A 21909-nucleotide genomic window follows, 5' to 3' on the forward strand; every position below is an offset into this window, starting at 1 on the left:
TGCAAGTATGATCAATAAGACTCCCTATAAAACACTTCCCTTCATGGCTCTTTCGTTAGTCCTGGCTGTTTCCCAGGCAAATGCCGAATTTGGTATTGGTGCGAATATTGAGCTGGACACTGATGTGATTGACAGTAAAGCCAATGATACGACTTATGAGCAGGGAGGCAGGATAGAAGTTAATGTCACCGGTAAAAAAGAGCTGAACGGCTATTTTGTCGAAGGTAAGGGCTCTGGTTTGTTGAAGAAGGATGGTAGCGCTGCCACTGATGATATGTGGATAAAGTTCGGCAGCGACATGTGGGACGTTCAGGCAGGACGTTTCGAAGCGATCAACCTGTTCCCGCTTGGAAAAGATACGGTCGTTTCTCATGCCGGTTCCGATGGCGGAGCAGAGGTATATGAAGCCAATCTGGTGCGTGGCCGGGCTGGTGATAATGGTGGGCAGTTTGCCCTGAGAGTGCGTCCCAGTGACATGATCTCATTGGAGCTGGACACTATCTGGGGCGATGCTGATTCTGAAGGCGACAACAAGGAAACCTTCTCCGGGGTACGTCCAAGTATTACTTTTTCCGGCGATAGTTTCAGCATTTCAGCCGGATATGAAGCCCTGAAATATGAATATTCGGATGAGGCTGCAGATCCCAAAGAAGTCGATAAGTCTGGCTTCGGTATCACTGGTAATATTAACGCCGGTGGTGCGAGCATAAACTTGAATGCTGCGATGGGGTCTGATGATATTAGCAATGCTGATGTCACAACTTTCGGTGCTAACGTCACCTATGGTGCTTTCGGTTTGGGGGCGGTTCACTCAGAAACTGATCTGGATGCGTCTGATGACGATCCGACTGTCACGACCGTTTATATCGCCTATACCCTTCCTTTGTTTGACATTGATAATGCCTCCGTCACATTTGCCGGTTCAACTTCGTCTGCTGACAATGTGGGTGATGATGACGAGCTGAATCAGTTCCGTACCCGCTTTAACTACACGTTCTAAAACGACCAGACGTAGTCTTCAGGTACAGGGATGGTGCCTGCCGGCAGGTAAGCCGGACCAAGCATATGCTTGATCTTCCGACGTTGTGTGATTGCGCCGCCTTTTCAGGCGGTGCTTTTTTTTCGTCATGGGTGATTCAGATGAGAGTGTCGCTTGCGATATTGCAGGGGTGACTTTTGATAGTATCTGCTGAAAACCTCGTAGAAACGCGTCACCGAAGTGAAGCCGCTGTCAAAAGCAATGTTGATGACCTGTTCCTGAGTGTGAATCAATTGTCTCCTGGCATGGTCTACCCTGAGGCTGGTGAGGTATTCCAGGTTAAGTTTATCGGATCGCTGAACCGAAAGGCCTACCTGGCCTGAAAATGAGTATCCTCCTTACCAGGCGGGGGAAACGAAGTTTTCCCCGGAAAACACGGATTGCACAAGAGCCAATATCCATATCGGGCAAGAGGCAGCCGGTCCCTTGTTCCCTGGACTAAATGTTCTGAGTCTCTTTATCGGGTTTACGGGAAACTGAAAGATATGATGAACAATTGGGAGCGATTGAATTGATATGCTGGGGAGGCGGGATACTGTGTCTGGGGCATCGTTAGTGTTCTCGTTCATGTTGTTATTTTAATGGGCGGAAAACGAATCCTAGCAGACCCAAAAGTAAAGCATTTTAGTAAAATGATAAATATCGAATAAAAATGATCTAAAAACGAAAATGTATGATTTCGAATATGTTGATCATATAGAAAAGCAGCTAAGCGATCTGAAGGCTGTTTATTAGACGGTGTGCAAAGGAATGTTTCCGGAAAAGTGATTGAGCGGATCGTTAGTGGGTTTGAAATATTTCTGTCATGGAATGTGAGACAGGGTGTCATATTCCCTTGCTAATTTTGGCGTTCTCAAAGAAACGTCAACAAGAAGTGAAGGGGATAACAATGAACCTCCAAAGATCAATTCTTGCCGCAGCTGTCACTTTTGCGGCGTTGACCTCAAATGCACAGACCGGTGGATTCGGCCATACTAAGCAGGGGCAGAACCAGGATTCTTCAGACTGGTTGTCGGATCAGGCGTTACAGACATTTGCCCCATTCTTTGGCTATTTCCACCGGGGTAAAACGATTTTTCCTGTGTTCCTAGAGAACACTTCCGAAGAAACCTCACAAGGACCTCATCGGGTGCTGGTGTACAGTCATCGAAAAGTATTCAATGCCGAAAAAAGGTATCTGAACCAATAAAAAAGCACCGCAATTGCGGTGCTTTTATGGTTTGGAGAAGAAGACCTGACTACCCCAGCATGCCGGGAAGGTTGACGACCTTCTGTCTCAGCATTTGCGGAGGTGGTCGGCGCAATTTCCGCTGGATATTTTCCGCCTCTGTTACCTGGGCGTGAATTTCACCCATCAACCCTTGCAACTTACGGGTTTGTGAGCGGGTATCCTTGGCGTTTGCCGCAAGCTCCTTCAGGCGCTTGATTTGATGTTCAAGCAACTGCTTTTGCTCAATTGTGTGCTGTAGGATTGGTAATAACGCTTCTTGTGGCCAGCGCTCAGTTTCAATTTCAATTTCTGAGTAAATTCTTTTGGCCTCACTGACCAGCGTGGAGAAAAAGCGTTTCACCACAATCGTCTGTTCGGTCATCAGGGTGCGAGGGTTACGCCTGAAACTCTCTGCCCGTTTTTTCAGATTATTCAATTCTCTGATCTGACGGGTAATATTGAAGTTAATAGGGCTCAGGTGCCGGGATTTGGGATCACTGGAATAGCGCTCATAGATCGAACTAACCATTTTCTGAGCCAGACGGGCTTCATGATTCAGGTTGCTCAGGTCGTTCTCGATCGCCTGGAAGAAGCCTGCCATTGCACGCCCCATACCAATCGTCGTCCAGCTGTTAATCAACTCCTGGCGAGTCTGCTTGGCATGACCTTCAAAGTGCTCCAGGTCTACGAGGCGTTGAAGAATCATTGCCTGTGACTTCATTAGTCGACGACTGGAACGCAAGGTGAATAACTTCTTGTAGTAGAAGTTGTAGTCGTCCTGAGTTTTTTCCGTGAGGTTACGCAGAAAATCCGTGCTGACGCCTTTTTGCTCGCACTCTTCAAGCCTTTCTTCATAGTTCTGCAGGCGTCCCTGGAGAATCGCTTGACTGTTTTGCAGCATTCCCAGAACGTCGTTGACCAGGGTTTGCGTGATCAGGCGTTCCTTCTGGGCAAGAATCTGGTTGGAGAGCAGATCTTCCAGTGTATCCAGTTGGCTTCTCTGCAGACGTTCCTCATCGCCTTTGATGCGTCCAATCAGAGCCTGCTTGGCTGAGAGCAGTAATACGTCCTTGGGTTCCAGGCCCAGCTGTTCGGCTGTTTTCGCGCGGACTTGGGTGATTGCCTGCTGTGTGTGCTCCTCGCCTTGAATGTCATCCCAAAGGATGTCGATTTTATTGAGCACAGCAAAGCGCCCGGCACGGTGGTCGGCCTGGTCGGTAAATATGAAGTCTTTCCAGATTTCCATATCACTGGCAGTGACGCCGGTGTCCACTCCGAGCATGAAGATAACGGCGTGGGCATTGGGAATCATGCTGACGGTTAATTCTGGTTCTGAACCCAGAGCATTAAGCCCAGGAGTGTCCAGAATACGCAGGCCTTGCTGCAGAAGAGGGTTTTCCAGGCTGATCAGGGCGTGTCGCCAGGCTGGAATGATAACCATGCCACTGTTGACGGTATCACGTTCCAGGGATGAGGGGTCAAAGCCCAGAGCCCGCGCTTCTTCAAAAGGAACGGATTTGGTTTTCGCTACCTGGTCCAATGATTTGCGCATGGCTTCAGGAGAACTCATATCAAGCGGGAATATGATCCAGTCATTTAATGACCGCTTGAGTTCTGCCAGAGATCTTTCTTCCTGCCGGGTTTCGATTGGCAATACTTTTAAGTAGCTGCCGCCGGCATGATCGTAGAAAAGTTCTGTTGGGCACATTGTGGTGCGGCCGGCTTGCGACGCCAGCATGCGTTGTCCGAACTCAGCAAAAAACAGGGCATTGATCAGCTCGGTTTTCCCACGGGAAAACTCACCGACAAATGCAATCGTCAGGGTATCTTCATGCAGCAGCTGAGTACTGCGCTGGAGCTTCAGTTCCAAGTCATCCGAGGACAACTGATTGGTACGAAGCCAGCTTTGATAGTGGGCAATCTCCCGGACAAGAGATTTTTTCCACTGTTGGTAAGCTTCTACTTGATGACTTAATCCGCCGCCTTTCATCCTGGTTCTCACTTAATACGGTTAAGACCTTAATTATAGGTAATTATTTGGCGCTGATAGCGGAATATACCACGAGACGCCAACTATCCTTAGTATCGAAAGGAAACGGCATAAAACCTTATCAAACTTTAAAAATCAATATATTAACCTGAAAAGTTGAAAACCAAAGATGTGTAATGTTTTGTATAGAAAGATGTCATTTTGTAGAAATGTGAACTCGGGAATGACTGGAGAATGACGTTGAGTCATGTGAAGGCCTCAATAAAGAGGCCTTGAATAAGGGGCTGGAACAGAACAGCACGGACGACGGTTTTCCTAGTAACCTGACGGGCGTTTAAGTCGTTGTCTGACAATATGCCTGCCAGTTGCCCAATATTTAGCGGTTGACCAGTGGCTAATAGTTGCCCGACAGAATGCTGCCAATCACATACAGGAGCAGCAGAAGAATCATCGGCGAGAAGTCCAGGCCTCCCGCAGAGGGCATAATGTTTCTGATCGGCTTCAAAAGTGGCTCTGTAACTTGATGAAGCAAGATCGAACCAGGATGGTAGTTGCCTGGTGCGACCCAACTGATAATGACAAGAATCAGAATGGCAAATGTGTAAAACTGGATCACCAGATGCAGCAGGCCGATAAGTGAGACAATAAAGATCTGCCCCAGAAGTGGGATGATGTGACCAAGCGGCACCAGTTTTACGACACAGACGAGTATCATGTGCAACAGCAAAGCCAGCACCAACGAGGCAATATCGAACCCCTTCCAGCCAGGTATCAGCTTCCTGAGGGGGATTAAAAGAGGGTTGGTTGCGGTGACTACAAACTGTGAAATCGGGTTGTAGAAATCAGCGCGTGTGAGCTGCAGGATAAACCGTAACAGCACGATAGTGATATACACTTCGCCGATAATCTCCAGGACATTCAGAACTAATTGCATTGAGGTATTCCAATTCCGAAATTATTTAAACCGCTGACTCTGAACAGGCTAGGCCAACAATGTTGCAGTCAGAGGATAAGCGTCTAGGGCTGAAATTTCTAACATAGTGAATGCTTTATATAACAAATCACTATGAGATTAATTGTTTGGCTCTTCTCCGGCAAGCTCATAAGAGCGGGTCCAGGCATCACGCATGGCAGCAGCCACAATTTCCGGCAGCTTTTCCTGCTCGAATCTCCACACTGCTCTTTCTGTTGTGCCGCCTGGTGACATCACACGACGCTTGAGCTGCTCAGGGGATTCATCACTGCGAGAGGCCAATTCTGCCGCGCCGCGCATGGTTTGAATGGCCAGGGCACGGGCGTCTGAATTGTTCAGGCCAAGCTCTATCGCCGCTTTTTCCATGGCTTCGATAAACATGAAGCAATAGGCAGGGCCGCTACCGGATAATGCAGTAACAGTATGCAGGTCCGATTCTGATGATACCCAAGCCACCAATCCGATGGACTCAAAAAGGCGGGTTGTCAGCGCTTTCTGATCCTCACTGACTCTGGCGTTGGCAAAGAGTCCGCTGGCTCCAATGTGAACCTGGGCGGGGGTATTTGGCATGCAGCGAACAACAGGTAATTCTCCGCCAAGCCACTCTTCAATTTGTTCAATCGTAACGCCGGCAGCGATAGAAACGATCAGGGGCTTGCGGGCCTGAACGCTATCGCGAATTGCCTCACAGGCTTTTTGCAGCACTTGAGGTTTGGTGCAAAGCAGCAGTACATCGGTTTGCTCGAGATAGGTGGTGTTATCCAGGCTGGTCTTGATCTGAAAATCCATTTTCAGGCTCTCCAACTCGTCGTTGCTGGGAGAGCATGCAGAAATAGAGGACGCGGGGTAACCTTTATCAACCAGACCGCCGAGAATGGCTCTGGCCATATTGCCGGCGCCAATGAAATTCAGATGTGCTGTTGCCATGAGTAACCTCTTTGCTTAGATCCGTCCGATATCCAGTAATGATCATCGGGCGGGTGGGTGAGTATTGATGTTCAGCGTGCGCTGTAATCCCGCTTTCCGAAAATGGCGGTACCTATTCTGACGATCGTAGCGCCTTCGGCGATGGCGATTTCCAGATCCTGGCTCATCCCCATAGATATGGTATCGATCGTTTTGTGTTTTTTCTGTAAGGCTTGAGTTGCTCTGGTGACAGCCTTGAAGCTTTCGGCCAGTTCGCTGTCAGACTGGTCCGGATCCGGGATGCACATCAGGCCGCGCAATGTCAGGTGCGGTAACTTAGTGATGGCATCGGCAAGCGCATCCACTTCTTTCAGCGTCACGCCTGATTTACTTTCCTCGCTGTCTACGTTGACCTGAATGCAGACATTCAGCGGCGGTAAGTCCGGAGGTCTCTGGTCGGATAGTCGAGTGGCAATTTTCAATCGGTCTACCGTGTGCACCCAATCAAAGTGCTCGGCCACAGGGCGTGTCTTGTTGGATTGCAGGGGGCCGATGAAATGCCAGCGAATCGACAAATAAGATAGCGACTCTATTTTTTCAATTGCCTCCTGCAGGTAATTTTCGCCAAAATCGCGCAACCCGGCAGAATGGGCTGCTCTTACAGCATCTGCAGGTTTGGTTTTGCTGACAGCCAGAAGGGTTATGTCTTCTGGCTTACGGCCCGCAGATTTTGTTGCATTTTGTATTCTGAGGCTTACGGATTTTATGTTGTCTGCTATGCTGATCATAGTATGTGTATCAATAGCTTAGGATCTGGGGAAGAATGTCGTAAATAACTCCGGATTCATTGGGTTATTTAACATTATCGAGTTATTTAAGTTTAAAGCAGCCAGCATTTCGACGATTGTTATATCCTTAACCATAATATTTTCTGGTGTGTGGCCCGTTCTGATCTGTACATAGGCCAGAGGATTGTGAATCCGACCAACGGGTACCTGGGGTATACGAGATTCCGAATGCTGGACGCGCTGATTGTAACTAACCTGCCTGCAAAATAAAGAGGTTGGCCAATATCCATGGCTGCTTCACTCCTCATGGCGGGTTGGAGTGAATAGAAAAATCTTACACGGGGACCATTATGGATATTACCGAGTTGCTCGCGTTCTCTGCCAAGCAGGGCGCTTCCGACTTGCACCTTTCCGCCGGCTTGCCACCTATGATCAGGGTGGACGGGGATGTCAGACGTATTAACCTCCCGCCCATGGAGCATAAAGAAGTTCATGCGCTGATATATGACATTATGAACGACAAGCAGCGTAAGGATTTTGAAGAGTTCCTGGAAACAGACTTCTCATTTGAGGTTCCCGGAGTTGCCCGTTTCCGTGTTAATGCTTTCAATCATAATCGTGGCGCTGGCGCTGTATTCCGGACCATCCCATCGAAGGTTTTGACCATGGAAGATTTGGGGATGGGGCAGGTCTTCAAGGACATCGCTCTGAAGCCCCGTGGTTTGATACTGGTTACCGGACCGACTGGTTCTGGTAAAAGTACCACTCTGGCGGCCATGATGGATTTCATCAACGACAGCCGTTATGACCACATCCTGACAATTGAAGATCCGATAGAATTTGTACACGAAAGTAAGAAGTGCCTGGTCAATCAGCGGGAAGTTCACAGGGACACACTGGGGTTCAGTGAAGCTCTGCGGTCCGCTCTGCGGGAAGACCCTGATATTATCCTCGTGGGTGAGATGCGGGATCTTGAAACCATTCGACTGGCTCTGACTGCCGCGGAAACCGGGCACCTTGTATTCGGAACCCTGCATACCACCTCTGCAGCGAAAACGATCGACCGGGTGGTGGATGTTTTTCCAGCGGAAGAAAAATCAATGGTTCGTTCCATGCTCTCGGAGTCATTGCAGGCTGTTGTCTCCCAGACCCTGTTGAAGAAAGTTGGCGGCGGCAGGGTTGCTGCACATGAAATCATGATTGGTACGCCTGCGATTCGGAACCTGATCCGGGAAGACAAGGTTGCGCAGATGTATTCTGCCATTCAGACCGGTGCCGGAATTGGAATGCAGACTCTGGACCAGTGTTTGTCCACTCTGTTGTCCAAAGGTCTGGTTAGTCGGGAAGCCGCTCGTGAGAAAGCCAAGATGCCGGAAAACTTCTGATAATAAAGAAATAAGAAGTGAAAAGTTTTATTGATAGCTGAGGATGGATTAGAGCGACGTCATGCGGAATTACCGGAATATCGGAACCGCATAAGGACGCATAATATAGCCATCAGGTGAAATTATGGATTTTGATAAATTACTGAAAATCATGGTGGAAAAAGGGGCCTCCGACCTGTTTATAACAGCCGGGGTACCGCCTAGCATCAAGGTGCACGGGAAAATGATTCCGATCACCAAGTCGCCCCTGTCTCCTGAACAGACCCGTGAGACGGTCTATTCCATTATGACGGAAAAACAGCGGTCTGAATTTGAAGTCGCACACGAGTGTAACTTTGCAATCAGTGCGCGCGGGATTGGCCGTTTTCGGGTAAGTGCTTTTTTCCAGCGTAACCTCTGCGGAATGGTTTTGCGTCGGATTGAGACTAATATCCCCAAACTTGACGACCTGATGCTGCCGGAGATTATCAAAAAACTCTCCATGACCAAGCGCGGCCTGATCATATTTGTCGGGGCGACCGGTACTGGTAAGTCTACCTCGCTGGCAGCCATGATCGGACACCGGAACAGGAATAGTAAGGGGCATATTATTTCGATTGAGGACCCGATCGAATATATCCACCAGCATCAGGGTTGTATCATTACCCAACGTGAGGTGGGGCTGGATACTGAAAGTTTTGAAATAGCCCTGAAGAATACACTGCGGCAGGCTCCGGATGTCATCATGATTGGTGAGGTTCGTACAAGGGATACGATGGAACATGCGGTTACCTTCGCTGAGACCGGTCACTTGTGTCTGGCGACTCTTCACGCGAACAACGCAAACCAGGCGCTGGACCGGATTATCAACTTCTATCCTCCTGAGCAACACAATCAGGTGTGGATGGATCTGTCCCTGAACCTTAAAGCCATTGTGGCTCAGCAATTGGTGCCCACGCCTGATGGTAAAGGACGCCGGGCGATTGTCGAAATCCTGATCAACTCACCTTTGGCTTCGGATCTGATTCGTAAAGCAGAAGTGCATAAACTGAAAGAGTTGATGACCAAGTCCGGTGAAATCGGGATGCAGACTTTTGATCAGGCGCTTTACAGAGCGTATGCATCAGGAGAGATTACTTACGAAGATGCCTTGGCTCATGCGGACTCGGCCAACGACCTGAGACTGATGATCAAACTGGGCGCGGATTCGAACACCCAGAAACTACAGGGCGCTGCTGATTCTCTGAGTCTCAGCGACGACGAAGGCTATTAAGTTTGCAGGGCCGCTTTTTTGCGGCCCTTATTCAATTTCAGGATAGCGATTAGCCTGGGAAGGGGCGCACTTATGATGTGCGCCTGACTAGAGGTCTCCTAGTGCGCCTCGTCCCAGTTATTTCCGATACCGGCTTCTACCAGCAAGGGAACATCCAGTTCAGCGGCTGAGGACATCAGTTCCTCCAGATGCTTCGCGACATCTTTTGCAACTTCTTCTTTCACTTCCAGAATCAACTCATCGTGGACCTGCATGATCATTGTGGCATCCGGCTTTTCAGTACGGAGCCATTCATCCACCCGGATCATTGCCCTTTTTATGATGTCAGCGGCAGTCCCTTGCATTGGTGCGTTGATCGCGGTGCGTTCGGCCGCCTGCTGCAAGCCTTTATGCTTGGCATTGATATCCGGCAGGTACAGGCGTCGACCAAAATGCGTCTCAACATAACCGTTTTCATGGGCTTCCGTACGAATTCGGTTCATGTATTCCTTAACACCAGGGTAGCGTTCAAAGTATTTATCGATATAACCCTGGGCGACTCCTCTCTCTACGTTGATCTGGCGGGCAAGGCCAAAGGCAGACATTCCGTAGATCAGGCCGAAATTAATGGCTTTGGCGCTGCGGCGTTGATCTGACGTGACGTCTTCCAGGGCAACGTTGAATACTTCTGCCGCTGTGGCTTTGTGAACGTCCAGCCCTTCTGAGAAGGCCTTCAGTAACCCCTTGTCACCACTGAGGTGTGCCATGATACGAAGTTCAATCTGGCTGTAGTCAGCGGAAATCAGTTTGTACCCGGGTGGTGCAATAAACGCTTGCCGAATGCGACGCCCTTGCTCATTGCGCACAGGAATATTCTGTAAATTGGGCTCAGTGGAAGACAGTCGACCGGTGGCCGCCACTGCCTGATGATAGGATGTATGAACCCGTCCTGTCCGGGGATTGATCATCTCTGGGAGCCTGTCAGTGTAGGTGGACTTCAGTTTGGACAGACCCCGGTACTCCAGCAATACCTTGGGCAATTCATAACGTTCCGCGAGTTCCTGCAAGACAGGCTCTGCGGTAGAAGGCTGGCCTTTTGGGGTCTTTTTAATGACATCGAACCCCAGTTTCTCATAGAAGATGGTCTGGAGCTGCTTGGGCGAGCCCAGATTGAAGCGTTCTCCGGCCATGTCGTAAGCCTGCTCTTCCAGCTCAAGCATACGTTCCGCCAATTGCTGGCTGTGTACTTTCAGGCGTTGGCTGTCGATCAGGGCTCCATAGTGCTCCATGCGAGTGAGAACAGGCACCAGGGGCAGTTCAATGTCTTTGTAGACCTGTTCCAGTTGACCGATCTTCTGGAGCTGAGGATAGATGGTTTCGTGTAATCGAAGTGTGATGTCCGCATCTTCAGCAGCATAGGGGCCAGCTTGATCCAACGAGATCTGGTTGAATGTCAGCTGTTTGCTGCCTTTGCCGGCAATATCTTCAAAGTGGATCGTTTCATGATCCAGGTATTTGAGGGCCAGGGTGTCCATATCGTGACGGTTGGCCACTGAGTTGAGGACATAGGATTCCAACATGGTGTCATGCTCAATACCCTGCAGCTCGATGTCATAGTTCCTCAGGACATGGGCATCATATTTTAAATTCTGACCTACCTTTTTCATCTTCGGATCGGTCAGCAGTGGGCGTAGCTGCTCCAGAACCCAGTCCCTTGAAAGTTGCTCTGGTGCATCCATGTAATCATGAGCAACAGGAACATAGGCCGCCTGACCTGACTCAATGCTGAAACTGACACCGACTATTTCCGCTTCCATATAATTGAGGCTGGTGGTTTCAGTATCGAAAGCAAAGAGTTCAGCTGACTGAAGGCGTTCTAGCCATTGATTGAAGTCTTCTTCGGTGAGGACAGTCTGGTAGTCTGCTTTGACAGCTTCTTTCTTCGTACCTCGTTCACTATTCTCACTACTTTCTGGTGGGGCAGCTTCAGGTGCGGTTCCGGATTCAAGTTCCCGAATCCAGTTCTTGAACTCGTATTCCTTGTAGAGTTTTAGCAATGATTCGCTATTGGCTTCTTTGGGTTGAATATCTTCCAGGTTTTCAGGCAAATCCACATCAAGCTTAATAGTGGCCAGTTCCTTGGACATGGGTAACTGATCCAGACTGTTGCGGAGGTTTTCGCCAATCTTGCCTTTGACTGAGTCAGCCTGCTCCATGATGGTGGCCAGAGGGCCGATTTCGTTCAGCCATTTAACGGCTGTTTTGGGGCCACATTTAGGTACGCCGGGAATGTTATCCACGGTATCACCGATCAAGGCCAGATAATCGATAATCAGCTCCGGAGGTACGCCGAATTTTTCAACGACGCCTTCCCGGTTCATAAAGGTTTCAGTCATAGTGTTGATCAGGGATACGTGATCACTGACCAGTTGAGCCATATCCTTATCGCCGGTGGAAATGATCGTCTCCAACCCCTTCTCTGTGGCTTCCTGGGCCAGAGTACCGATAACATCATCGGCTTCGACTCCCTCTACAACGAGGAGCGGCAATCCCATGGCCTGGACAATCTCGTGAATTGGTGCGATCTGGCAGGCCAGATCCTCAGGCATAGGAGGACGATTTGCCTTATATTCAGGATACATGTCGTGCCGGAATGTTTTTCCTTTCGCATCAAAAATCACCACGACTTTGCTCTGTGGGTAGTCCTGCTGCAACCTCCGCAGCATGCTGATCACTCCGCGGATCGCACCGGTTGGGTGTGACTTGCTGGAAGTCAGTTTAGGGAGCGCATGATAGGCGCGGAAGAGGTATGAAGAACCATCCACCAGAATGATGGGGGCGGTCGAAGTGTCTTTACTCATAGGAGGTACTGGTTTCTAATGTCAGAAGATAATGTGGATGGCTCGAACCGGAACTGAATAAAGATTGCTCAGTACGCGATGGTTGGGCCAAGGCTGTGAGGAAGATTACCAATGTCGTTTGTGATTCGTAAAGTTTGTATTGTCCTATTGATGGCGTTGTTGGGTACAGGGTTGTCGTGGGCGGAAGAGGAGCCTGATATACAAATACGCTATGGTGAGGACAAAACCGTCTACGAATATCGGGTAAACGGGCAATTGGTCGAAATCAAGGTTGTGCCGAAGATCGGTCCGGCTTACTATCTCGTCCCCGTCGATGGCGGCGGATTCGAGCGTTCGGACTCATCTACAGTGGTCGTTCCGAGTTGGAAGCTGTTGGAGTGGTAGCCGGAACGTAGTAAGACAGAATTGGTTTGATGTGAAAAGGTTGGTATGGCGGTTTTTACCAAAGTCAGTGAAGAGCAGCTGCATTCTCTATTGGAGAGATATTTTGTAAATCCCGAAATTCGATTGTTTGAAGGGATTTCTGCCGGCATTGAAAACACCAACTACTTCGTTGATGTACAGGATGAATCCGGTTTTAGCCGCTGGGTTTTGACTCTGTTTGAAATGGTAACCCCGGAAGAACTGCCCATATTTGTTGCTTTGACTCAACAGTTGGCTGCAGCAGGTGTTCCTGTGCCGGCTGCGCTGGCCGATCATGACGGCCAATCAATTCAAAATATTGCCGGAAAACTTTGCATACTGGTTCCCAGGGTGACCGGTCGGCAATTGGAAGATCCCTCAGTAGAGCAATGCCGTCGCGTTGGCCGTTTGATTGCCGAGTTGCATTTGGCAGCAAAAAATATTGGTGAATACCGAGCGGTAGTTCGGAATCAGGCCTGGCTTGAAGATCATGAGAAGGCTCTCGAAGGACATATGCCACAGAATGATGCTGCTTTGTTAAAGGGTGAAATTCAGTATCATCATGATGACCGAAGTAATTGGGGGGATTCGCCGAAAGGTTGGATCCATGGGGACCTGTTTGTAGACAATATTTTGTTTGATGCAGAGCAGGTCAGCGGCATTATCGACTTTTATCATGCCTGTCATGATTATTGGTTAATGGATCTGGCAGTTGCCTGTAATGACTGGTGTTACGCCCTTGGTCAGGGGTATCAACAGCAGAAATTGGCGGCGTTTGTTGAAGGTTATGACTCGGTAAGACCATTGACAGACTCAGAGAAAAAGCAATGGTCATCGGCATTGCGCCTGGCGGCGCTTCGTTTCTGGATATCTCGCCTGATCAGTCTTCATGGTGGCGGCTATCAAAGTCAGGCAGAACAAGGTGAAGTGTTCAAGAACCCTGATGAAATGAAAGAAAAACTTCTGGCAGCCTGTAAGCAGAGTTGTCCTGTTTAGGCGGCTCTTTTGGTTTGATTATATTTTGACCAGGGTGACCGTCAGTATTCCGGAAAGGGCGACCACAATCATGGCGCCCAACACTCTACCTCCTAATCCCGTTTTCCCTACCGACCAGGCTAACCCGCCTTTTACCAGAGAATTGGCGATCGCGGCGATCAATATTCCCCAAGAGGCGGCACTTACTGTCAGTCCATCGGCGGCTTTGCTCATTCGGGCGAGAGTGAGACTAATGGCATCGACATCTGTCAGTCCCGACAACGCCGATAGAATGTAAACTCCTTGATTGCCAAAAGTGTCACGCAGGGCATGTGACAGCAAGAGAATCAGTAGCAGGATGATGCCGAATAATAGGGCTGATGTGAGCTCCAGGGGGTTCTGCTTTAACGAAGGCTGGGCGACTTGAACCTGTGTCTGGCGACTCCAGAATATGAAGGCAGGTATGTAAGTGAACACTCCCATTACAGCCAGAATCGGCAATAGCTGCCAGGCCAGAGCAGAATTAACGACATAAAGAATAAACCAGAGCCGAGGGAACATTGTGGCACAGGCGATCAATATTCCTGCGGCCAGAAGCCGGTTTAATTCTGGATTCCGTCGTGCCAGTCTGGAAAAGTGAAGGGTCAGGGCGGTGGATGAACTCAATCCGGCAAAAAGTCCGGTGATAAGCACACCGCGAGTAGCCCCACCAATCTTGATGGCGAAATATCCGGCAAAGGAAATACTGCTGACCAGCACCACCATCCACCAGATTTCATAGGGGTTCAGGGCATTCCATGGACCATAGCCTTCATTGGGAAGTATCGGCAGCATGACCAGGGTGATGACCAGCAATTTCAATCCGGCATCAAGTTCTTCATCACGAATTTTCTTCAGCAGACCATGCATCTCTGCTTTCATATCCAGCAGAAAGGTGGTAACAACGGCGCAAATGGCTGCAACGGTAAAATATTCCAGCATGGCCAGAGCGCCGAAGACGAATGTCAGCTGGCTGGCCATCAGGCTGGTAATACTCATATCGAGCTTGGTTCTCTGGCTGCTGATATAGGCGGACACCAAGACAATGGTCAAGGAGACGTAGGCGACTCCGAGCATCCAGAATCCAATTAACTCGCCAAGCCAGGTACTCAGAGCTCCCAGCAGGGCGATCAGTGTATAGGTTCGCACCCCGGCAACTCGAAAGCCGGGTTCCAGTTCTCTTTTGACCCATCCTCGCTGAATCCCGACGATCAGTCCGAGCATGCTGGCCACAAACAGGTGGGGGAGTGGGCTGTAGTCGTTCAGAAAATCAGGCATCTATCAATTCCATGAAGTTGTTCCCATGTTAATACACCCTGTTACTTATCTATTTGTTGGATATTGTTTTTTAGTGACTTTTAACCACACGCTTTAGTATGAATATTCTAATTTTAGTACGTATTGTGGACCGATGAAAAAGCAAGAACCGTTTAGGTTCAAAGTCATCGTTGACCATGGTAGGAGACCAAAATGAGCAAACTGAAGTCTTATCAAGAACAAGTGCAACAAGCTGTAGAGAAAGGCATTAAAAGCTTCGAAGAGCAACATCGCGCACTGGCTGCCAAGCCGTTTGACTATGCAGAGAAGCTGGAAGAAGAAGCTAAAGCGTTTTCTATTAAGTCCGTTCGTGAAATTCATGACAAAGCACTGGACACTGTTTATAGCAAGTTGAATGAATGGAACAAGCTGGTAAGTGATTACACTTCCGGGTTGGTTTCAAAACTTGAACCAGAAGAAGAGAAAAAAGCGCCTGCCAAGAAAAAACCAGCAGCGAAGAAAGCCCCCGCTAAAACTGCAGCAAAAACAGCAGAAGCGGCAGCCTAAGTCGAAAAGGCTCTCAAAAAGGGCGCCAGAGGCGCTCTTTTTTTATGCCTGTAAGAGGGCAGGGGCGAGAAAAGGATCAGGATGCTACTGATGTATTTTTTTCATCAGGTACTCAAGACGTTCGATTTGTTCGCCGAATTCCCTGATAATGTCGTCCCGGTCAGATTGGTGACTATCAATTTCATTCTCAAGGGTGCTGTTTTGCTCGCTTAAGCGGCTGATTTCCTGGAGAATCTGCTCCGGGACTTTATGACCCGCGCGTTCCGCGTCTGCTGCCTTGGACTCCAATTCGACGATCTTTTTCGTGTTGGCTTCTATGTTGTTCTGCTTCAGATTGATCAGTGCATCCAATTCCTGTAGACGACGGTCCCGGGCCCGTCTCGCGTCATCCGGGTGGCTGTATAGTCTTAGCAGGGTACGGTCTGTCTCCTCTTGCTGACGGGCCAGCTCTTCCTGGCGAGCCTTTTCTTTTTCCAGGCGCTCCTGCTCGGCAAGTTGCTCAGGAGTTAAAGCGGGGGGGATATCCTTTACCACACGACCAAAGGTGTCGACGATCTGATATCCCTTGCGGGCATATTCAGGCGGAATGGAAGTACCGAGAACGAGCACGCCGTTGTCATCACGGTATCGGTAGAGAAGTGTCTTGGCATCAACCAGTTCAGAAATGCATAGAAAGCAGGTGAGCAGGCAAGTCAGTGAAGCGGTTTTGATGGAAAAAGATAACGTCATGGTGTTTGTCGGCCATTTTAGAGACTTCAATCTGGCCTGATAGTTAGTGATACAGAGTAGTATGAGCCAGCTTATTGTAATGTATCTAATGTTATTCGTTATTTCCCTGCTTGCCAACGGACTTTCTGCTCTTGCCGGTGGCGGGGCTGGATTGTTACAGCTGCCGGTGCTGCTTTTTCTGGGGCTTGAATTCGCTCCAGCTCTTGCCACACACAAAATTGCCAGCGTTGCACTGGGGGTTGGTGCGACATACCGTCATATGCGAGAAAAAAATATATCGTTGAATTTTTCTCTGTATATGTTGGCTGCGGGATTGCCCGGAGTCGTGCTGGGAGCCAATGTGATCCTTCAGGTGCCTGATCGGTGGGCGCAGGGCGTATTGGGGTGTTTTACCCTGGGACTGGGCGTTTATTCGATGGTTTCGCCACAGCTGGGAATGTCGGAGCAGGACCGGAGGCGGAATGTTTTAGGGTATCTTTCAGGTGCATTGGGCCTGTTTTTTATAGGGATTCTGAACGGCTCAATTACCTCTGGTACAGGTTTGTTTGTCACAATCTGGCTGGTCGTTTGGTTTGGACTCAGCTATAAGCTCGCTGTGGCATACACGTTGATTCTGGTGGGAATGTTCTGGAATGGTACAGGTGCGCTGGTGCTGGCCATGCAGGCTCCAGTCAAGTGGGATTGGTTGCCAATGTTGATACTTGGAGCGCTTGCCGGTGGCTATTTGGGGGCTCACTGGTCTATTGCTAAAGGTAATAAACTTGTTAAACGATGCTTCGAGGTGTTGACCATAGTGGTAGGATTGAGTTTACTGTGGCGGGCTGTGTGCCTGCCACAGTAGTACGTCTGTCAGGCCTTGATACCATACTGACTTCGGTATTCCGCAACCTGGTCGTAATGTTGCGCCAGCTCAGGATCTGTTTTGAGAAACTCCAGAATTTGATCCAGCTGGATAATAGCCTGGACGGGAATCTGGTATTGTTGCTCAATTTCCTGTATCGCGGAAAGTTCCTGCTGACCACGTTCCTGACGGTCCAAAGCTATCAGGACTCCGGCAGGTTCAGCGCCTTCGGCTTTAATAATGTCGATCACTTCGCGAATGGCAGTACCAGCGGTGATGACATCATCGACGATTAGCACTTTGCCCTGTAATGGGGCGCCAACGATGGAGCCGCCTTCGCCATGTGTTTTGGCTTCTTTGCGGTTGAATGCGTAAGGAAGATCTAGCTGGTGCTTGTCTGCCAGCGCTACGGATAGCGCGGATACTAGGGGGATACCCTTATAGGCAGGGCCGAACAACAGATCATACTCCATTTGACTGTTGAGCAGCGCGTCGGCATAAAAATTGCCAAGCTGGGCTAATGCCATTGATGTATTAAATAAGCCCGCATTGAAGAAATACGGGCTCTGGCGGCCAGACTTCAGGGTGAACTGGCCGAAATTCAGCACTTTCCGGTCAATGGCGAATTGGATAAAAGATTTTTGATAAGCAAGCATTAGAGTCTCTATTACCCCTGAGTTCTTTTGCACGAAATACGAATTAGGTATCATACACGCAAATTTTTATAGGTAACATCTATGAGGGTAGTAACAATCAGCGTGAACGGACTCAAGCGTGCCGCTGCCGAAGGTTTCTTCGAGTGGATGCTTGAGCAGGACGCTGACGTAGTATGCGTTCAGGACCATCGAATGCGGGTCTACGAACTTGATGAGCCGGAATTCCGGCCCGAAGGCTATGAAGCCTATTTTCTTGATGCCGCAGAACTATCCGATGGTGGGGTTGGAATATACACCCGGCAGATTCCCAAAGCCATTATGATGGGCTTTGCCTATGCGCCAGCTGATATGAATGGTGCATTTCTACAGGCAGACTTTGAAGCGGTCAGTGTGGCATCGCTCATGGTTCCCTGTGCTCTGACTGATGAGTCCAAGCAGCAGGAAAAAGACGACTTCATGGAGGCCTTTGGCAATCACCTGAAGAAAACGCTGCGTAAGCGTCGTCAATTTCTGTTCTGTGGAAACTTGCAGACAGCTCACTTGGTGACTGATGCCAGCAGCCGCTATCACAAGCTTGAAGTCTCCGGATTTCTTCCTCATGAGCGAGGATGGTTCGATGAAGTATTTGATGAAATGGAATATATCGATGCATTCCGTCGCGTCAACAAAGAGAAGAACCAATATACCTGGTGGCCTGAAGCTGCAGAAGGATGGCGTAAGCAAGCTGGCTGGCGGACTGACTATCAGATTGCCACGTCAGGTTTGAAAGGTTCTATCAAACGGGCCTGGATTGATACAGAAACCCGTTTTTCTGATCATGCGCCGTTAATCGTGGACTATGATATCGAGTATTAGTGGAATGGCCTGTGAATGTGGTATCAGGGATGATAGCGATATCAAAAAAGGGCAGTATTTACTGCCCTTTTTTTGTGCTTAGCTCTACCAGTAACCTATGCGTCTGTTATGGCGCTTTCCTGAATGGTGAAAATTTCCTGCATTCCTTGCTTGGCCAGATTGAGCATAGCGCTGAGTTCTGTCTCACTGAAAGGCGCACCTTCTGCTGTACCCTGGATTTCGATAAATCCGGTTTCATCCGTCATGATGACATTCATATCCGTTTCTGCCTGGGAGTCTTCTGCATAATCCAGGTCCAGTACGGGGGTGCCTTCATATACGCCAACAGAAATAGCAGCAACCTTGTGCAAAAGAGGGCTATGCTTGATGGCGCCTTTTGCCATCTGACCCTGAATGGCCAACGCCATAGCGACGTATCCACCGGTAATTGAAGCAGTCCGCGTGCCTCCGTCCGCTTGAATAACATCACAGTCTACCGTAATCGAGATGTCCGGCATCTTTTTCAGGTCAAGCGCGGCTCTCAGTGAGCGGCCAATCAAGCGCTGGATTTCGACTGTGCGTCCCTGTTGCTTACCACGTGCAGATTCACGTTGATTACGGGTGCCCGTTGCTCGCGGAAGCATCCCATACTCGGCGGTCACCCAGCCCTGGTCTTCCCCTCTGAGGAATCGGGGTACACTGTTCTCAACGGAGGCGGTGCAAATGACTTTGGTGTCACCAAACTCTATCAGCACAGAACCTTCCGCATGCTTGGTGTAGTTCCTGGTGATGCGTATATCTCTTAGCTGGTCAGGACGGCGTCCGCTGGGTCTCATAAATCTATCTCGACAGTTGGGTGACTGGTGAATGGCATTTCCGCCATCATAAAAAAGGTGGCAAGTGTAGCACGATCCGCGCTATGTCGACATGTATAGCCTTTATTGCGTAGAGCCAAAAGTGGGTTGAGCTGCAGACAAACAAGGGGACATCCTTGTAGGAAAATTTATTAGCCATTGCATACCATCAAAGATAGCGTGACAATCAAATGGCTTATCAGTAAACCTCATTGCATCGCTGGAGGTTCAAATGCCCGTTATTCGAATTAAGTCCTTGCCGTTAGCTCAGGATACAGACATCGCACGTGTGCTTGAGGGCATAAGCAAGGAATTTGCAGAGTCTGTCGCAGTCAGTGTTGATCATGTCTATCTTACCTGGGAGTATTGGTCTCCGGGTCATTACGCCCATCAGGGAAGGGCGGCAGGCCTACAGGAAAACGATAGCCATCCGATTCAGGTGGAATTGGTGACCCCGGATATTTTCAGTCCGTCAAGGGTGGAACTGATGCTCAGTAGCATTGCTCAAGCCATCAGTCGGAGAACTCATGTACCTGTAGAAAACATTTTTGTCATCCGCACAGTCGTCACACCCGGTAATGTGTTCGACCATGGGAAGGTTGAGCGTTGGGATACCTTTACTGAAGAAGGGTTCCATGGAAGCTGACACGGCTCAATAATGTTGACGCCGTTGTGTGCATGATCTGTGGTGGTCTGTGACTAGAAGGAAGGATGTCGTCAGGTCAGACTGACGGTTGACAGTCTCCTATGTGCGTTATTAAGTTGGCATCATTTCATGGTTTTGACCATGATTATTCATTTATGGGGAAATTAAGGTGGAGAAATTATGATTCGCAGTATGACAGCATATGCCCGGCAGGACGCTCGTGGCGAATGGGGAACGCTAACCTGGGAGCTGCGCTCTGTGAATCATCGATATCTTGAGCCGGTATTCAGAATTCCGGAAGCATTACGGGATATAGAGCCTGCCTTGAGAGATAGTTTGAGGCGTTATGTCCAGCGCGGCAAGCTGGAATGCCAGCTTAAATTTCAGCAGGAGTCCCAGTCCACCGGTAGCTTCAGCGTGAACCTGGATCTGGCCAATGAGTTGAATCATGCGGTTAATCAGATCAATCGCCTGTTGGATAATCCGGCCCACATCGATGCTTTTGACTTTATTAATTGGCCTGGTGTGATGGTGACTGAGGAAACAGATCTTGAGCCGGTGAAGGAAGAAGCGATTTCCCTGTTTAATCAGGCTCTGGGACAACTGGTCACGACCCGGGAGCGTGAAGGCGGCCGAATTCACCCAATGCTGGACGACCGTCTGGACAGTATTGCCGAAATCGTCGAAAAAGTACGTGAAAAACTACCGCACATTCTGGAACGTCAAAATGAAGCCCTGAGATCCAGGTTTGAAGAATTACGCTTGGATATTGATCCCGGTCGATTGGAACAGGAAATGGTAATGCTGGCACAGAAAGCCGATGTGGCTGAAGAGCTGGATCGCCTGGAGGCACACGTGCATGAGGTCAAGGAAGTTCTGGCCAAAAAAGAGCCTGTCGGACGGCGCCTGGACTTCCTGATGCAGGAACTGAATCGTGAAGCCAACACCCTCTCCTCGAAATCATTGGTGACGGAAACCACGCAGTTTGCGGTGGAGTTGAAGGTGTTGATCGAACAGATGCGGGAGCAGGTGCAGAATATTGAGTAGCATCTGCTAAGATCCGAAACTGCTCTGTAAGGCCCTAAATATAGGGCCTTTTTGTTTTTTCTTCAGTAAAGTTCGTAAACATTCGGCCGAAATCCACGTCCAACTGGCGAATAAATTGGAGGGTAAACCGATAAAGCTCTCAGTGAAACTGAGGAGTGAATTTTTCCTGATAGAGCCCTGACGAGGTTTCTAGATAAAGATAGAACTATCCCCGAAGACGAACTTCTCTGCGAACGGATTCTAAAAAAGGACTGGCCATATACTCACTCTCCCTGTGATCTTTATGCTGTATATAAGCACAGTATATTGGAAAGGAGTCAAGAAAGTCGCACGCTTTGCTGTACCGGATGGCTCGGTTTTCCGATGAAGTAGTTCTGAAAAATGTTTTGATTCAATAACTTGGGATCTGGCTTGTTGTGATAACGAGACCCCCAAGAAAGTGTATATGCGCACGCACGGTTTCTCGTAAATGAGGTAGTTTGACTTTCTGGGATTTTACACTGGAATCAGTGGGCTGGAGGAACTATCTTCAAAATGTTGGAATGGAAAAACGCGCATGCGCGATATACACATAATGATATGGACGCTCCCTTTCTATACTGAACAGGCTGAGAAGTTAGTTAAACCTGGAGGGATATATTATGAAAAGTATATCCGTTATTGGTATTGATTTGGCCAA

Annotated in this window: 21 protein-coding genes; 11 read left to right on the forward strand and 10 right to left on the reverse strand. The window is 49.1% G+C overall.

Annotated elements, in window-relative coordinates; all coding sequences use genetic code 11:
• Nucleotides 1–7: 7 nt before the first annotated feature.
• Complete coding sequence (locus F566_RS0105690) at nt 8–1000, forward strand: carbohydrate porin (protein ID WP_020406018.1); 993 nt, start codon at nt 8–10, stop codon at nt 998–1000.
• Nucleotides 1001–1125: 125 nt separating this feature from the next.
• Here the strand turns inward: F566_RS0105690 and F566_RS38160 are convergent, their stop codons facing one another.
• Nucleotides 1126–1272, reverse strand: a complete 147-nt coding sequence (locus F566_RS38160) for a helix-turn-helix domain-containing protein (protein ID WP_425402006.1) — start codon at nt 1270–1272, stop codon at nt 1126–1128.
• 656 nt (nt 1273–1928) lie between these two features.
• On the opposite strand from F566_RS38160, the gene F566_RS0105700 reads away from it, so the two are divergent.
• Nucleotides 1929–2228: a hypothetical protein gene (locus F566_RS0105700; protein ID WP_020406020.1), complete on the forward strand. Its 300-nt coding sequence runs from the start codon at nt 1929–1931 to the stop codon at nt 2226–2228.
• 49 nt (nt 2229–2277) lie between these two features.
• Here the strand turns inward: F566_RS0105700 and F566_RS0105705 are convergent, their stop codons facing one another.
• From F566_RS0105705 to F566_RS0105720, 4 genes are all read right to left on the reverse strand, one after another.
• Nucleotides 2278–4239 (reverse strand): dynamin family protein, encoded by a 1962-nt coding sequence (locus F566_RS0105705; protein WP_020406021.1) that lies wholly within the window; start codon nt 4237–4239, stop codon nt 2278–2280.
• 394 nt (nt 4240–4633) lie between these two features.
• A complete protein-coding gene (locus F566_RS0105710) occupies nt 4634–5173 on the reverse strand; it encodes a YggT family protein (protein WP_020406022.1) in 540 nt (179 codons plus the stop codon).
• Nucleotides 5174–5311: 138 nt separating this feature from the next.
• Nucleotides 5312–6139: a pyrroline-5-carboxylate reductase gene (gene proC / locus F566_RS0105715; RefSeq protein WP_020406023.1), complete on the reverse strand. Its 828-nt coding sequence runs from the start codon at nt 6137–6139 to the stop codon at nt 5312–5314.
• A 71-nt stretch (nt 6140–6210) separates the two neighbouring features.
• On the reverse strand, nt 6211–6906 hold the full coding sequence (locus tag F566_RS0105720) for a YggS family pyridoxal phosphate-dependent enzyme (protein ID WP_020406024.1): 696 nt from the start codon (nt 6904–6906) through the stop codon (nt 6211–6213).
• A 350-nt stretch (nt 6907–7256) separates the two neighbouring features.
• Between F566_RS0105720 and F566_RS0105725 the strand changes: the two genes are divergently transcribed.
• Together F566_RS0105725 and F566_RS0105730 are read left to right on the forward strand one after the other, a co-directional pair.
• Nucleotides 7257–8291: a type IV pilus twitching motility protein PilT gene (locus F566_RS0105725; RefSeq protein ID WP_020406025.1), complete on the forward strand. Its 1035-nt coding sequence runs from the start codon at nt 7257–7259 to the stop codon at nt 8289–8291.
• A 124-nt stretch (nt 8292–8415) separates the two neighbouring features.
• On the forward strand, nt 8416–9543 hold the full coding sequence (locus tag F566_RS0105730; protein WP_020406026.1) for a PilT/PilU family type 4a pilus ATPase: 1128 nt from the start codon (nt 8416–8418) through the stop codon (nt 9541–9543).
• 98 nt (nt 9544–9641) lie between these two features.
• Here F566_RS0105730 and polA read toward each other — a convergent pair whose 3' ends face one another.
• A complete protein-coding gene (gene polA, locus F566_RS0105735; protein ID WP_020406027.1) occupies nt 9642–12383 on the reverse strand; it encodes a DNA polymerase I in 2742 nt (913 codons plus the stop codon).
• 111 nt (nt 12384–12494) lie between these two features.
• Here polA and F566_RS0105740 point away from each other — a divergent pair, with 111 nt between their 5' ends.
• Nucleotides 12495–12767 (forward strand): DUF2782 domain-containing protein, encoded by a 273-nt coding sequence (locus tag F566_RS0105740; protein WP_020406028.1) that lies wholly within the window; start codon nt 12495–12497, stop codon nt 12765–12767.
• A 45-nt stretch (nt 12768–12812) separates the two neighbouring features.
• Nucleotides 12813–13781, forward strand: coding sequence for a homoserine kinase (locus F566_RS0105745; protein ID WP_020406029.1), 969 nt, complete (start codon nt 12813–12815; stop codon nt 13779–13781).
• Between the two features lie 18 nt (nt 13782–13799).
• On the opposite strand, the gene F566_RS0105750 is transcribed toward F566_RS0105745, so the two are convergent.
• Nucleotides 13800–15077 carry an MgtC/SapB family protein gene (locus F566_RS0105750; RefSeq protein WP_020406030.1) on the reverse strand — a complete coding sequence of 426 codons (1278 nt, stop codon included), beginning with the start codon at nt 15075–15077 and terminating at the stop codon, nt 13800–13802.
• Nucleotides 15078–15269: 192 nt separating this feature from the next.
• Between F566_RS0105750 and F566_RS0105755 the strand changes: the two genes are divergently transcribed.
• Nucleotides 15270–15623, forward strand: a complete 354-nt coding sequence (locus tag F566_RS0105755) for a hypothetical protein (protein ID WP_020406031.1) — start codon at nt 15270–15272, stop codon at nt 15621–15623.
• A gap of 84 nt (nt 15624–15707) precedes the next feature.
• Here the strand turns inward: F566_RS0105755 and F566_RS0105760 are convergent, their stop codons facing one another.
• Nucleotides 15708–16352 (reverse strand): hypothetical protein, encoded by a 645-nt coding sequence (locus F566_RS0105760; protein WP_020406032.1) that lies wholly within the window; start codon nt 16350–16352, stop codon nt 15708–15710.
• A gap of 61 nt (nt 16353–16413) precedes the next feature.
• On the opposite strand from F566_RS0105760, the gene F566_RS0105765 reads away from it, so the two are divergent.
• Complete coding sequence (locus F566_RS0105765; RefSeq protein WP_020406033.1) at nt 16414–17193, forward strand: sulfite exporter TauE/SafE family protein; 780 nt, start codon at nt 16414–16416, stop codon at nt 17191–17193.
• Nucleotides 17194–17201: 8 nt separating this feature from the next.
• On the opposite strand, the gene pyrE is transcribed toward F566_RS0105765, so the two are convergent.
• Nucleotides 17202–17849, reverse strand: a complete 648-nt coding sequence (gene pyrE / locus F566_RS0105770; RefSeq protein ID WP_020406034.1) for an orotate phosphoribosyltransferase — start codon at nt 17847–17849, stop codon at nt 17202–17204.
• An 81-nt stretch (nt 17850–17930) separates the two neighbouring features.
• Between pyrE and F566_RS0105775 the strand changes: the two genes are divergently transcribed.
• Nucleotides 17931–18704 carry an exodeoxyribonuclease III gene (locus tag F566_RS0105775; protein ID WP_020406035.1) on the forward strand — a complete coding sequence of 258 codons (774 nt, stop codon included), beginning with the start codon at nt 17931–17933 and terminating at the stop codon, nt 18702–18704.
• A gap of 95 nt (nt 18705–18799) precedes the next feature.
• On the opposite strand, the gene rph is transcribed toward F566_RS0105775, so the two are convergent.
• Nucleotides 18800–19519 carry a ribonuclease PH gene (gene rph / locus F566_RS0105780; protein WP_020406036.1) on the reverse strand — a complete coding sequence of 240 codons (720 nt, stop codon included), beginning with the start codon at nt 19517–19519 and terminating at the stop codon, nt 18800–18802.
• Nucleotides 19520–19769: 250 nt separating this feature from the next.
• On the opposite strand from rph, the gene F566_RS0105785 reads away from it, so the two are divergent.
• Nucleotides 19770–20183, forward strand: a complete 414-nt coding sequence (locus F566_RS0105785) for a hypothetical protein (RefSeq protein WP_020406037.1) — start codon at nt 19770–19772, stop codon at nt 20181–20183.
• Between the two features lie 180 nt (nt 20184–20363).
• The gene (locus F566_RS0105790; RefSeq protein ID WP_020406038.1) at nt 20364–21230 is read left to right on the forward strand and encodes a YicC/YloC family endoribonuclease; all 867 of its coding nucleotides are present in this window, start codon (nt 20364–20366) and stop codon (nt 21228–21230) included.
• The last annotated feature ends 679 nt before the right edge of the window (nt 21231–21909 follow it).

Source organism: Hahella ganghwensis DSM 17046 (genome assembly GCF_000376785.1).
In the GTDB taxonomy this organism is placed as follows: domain Bacteria; phylum Pseudomonadota; class Gammaproteobacteria; order Pseudomonadales; family Oleiphilaceae; genus Hahella; species Hahella ganghwensis.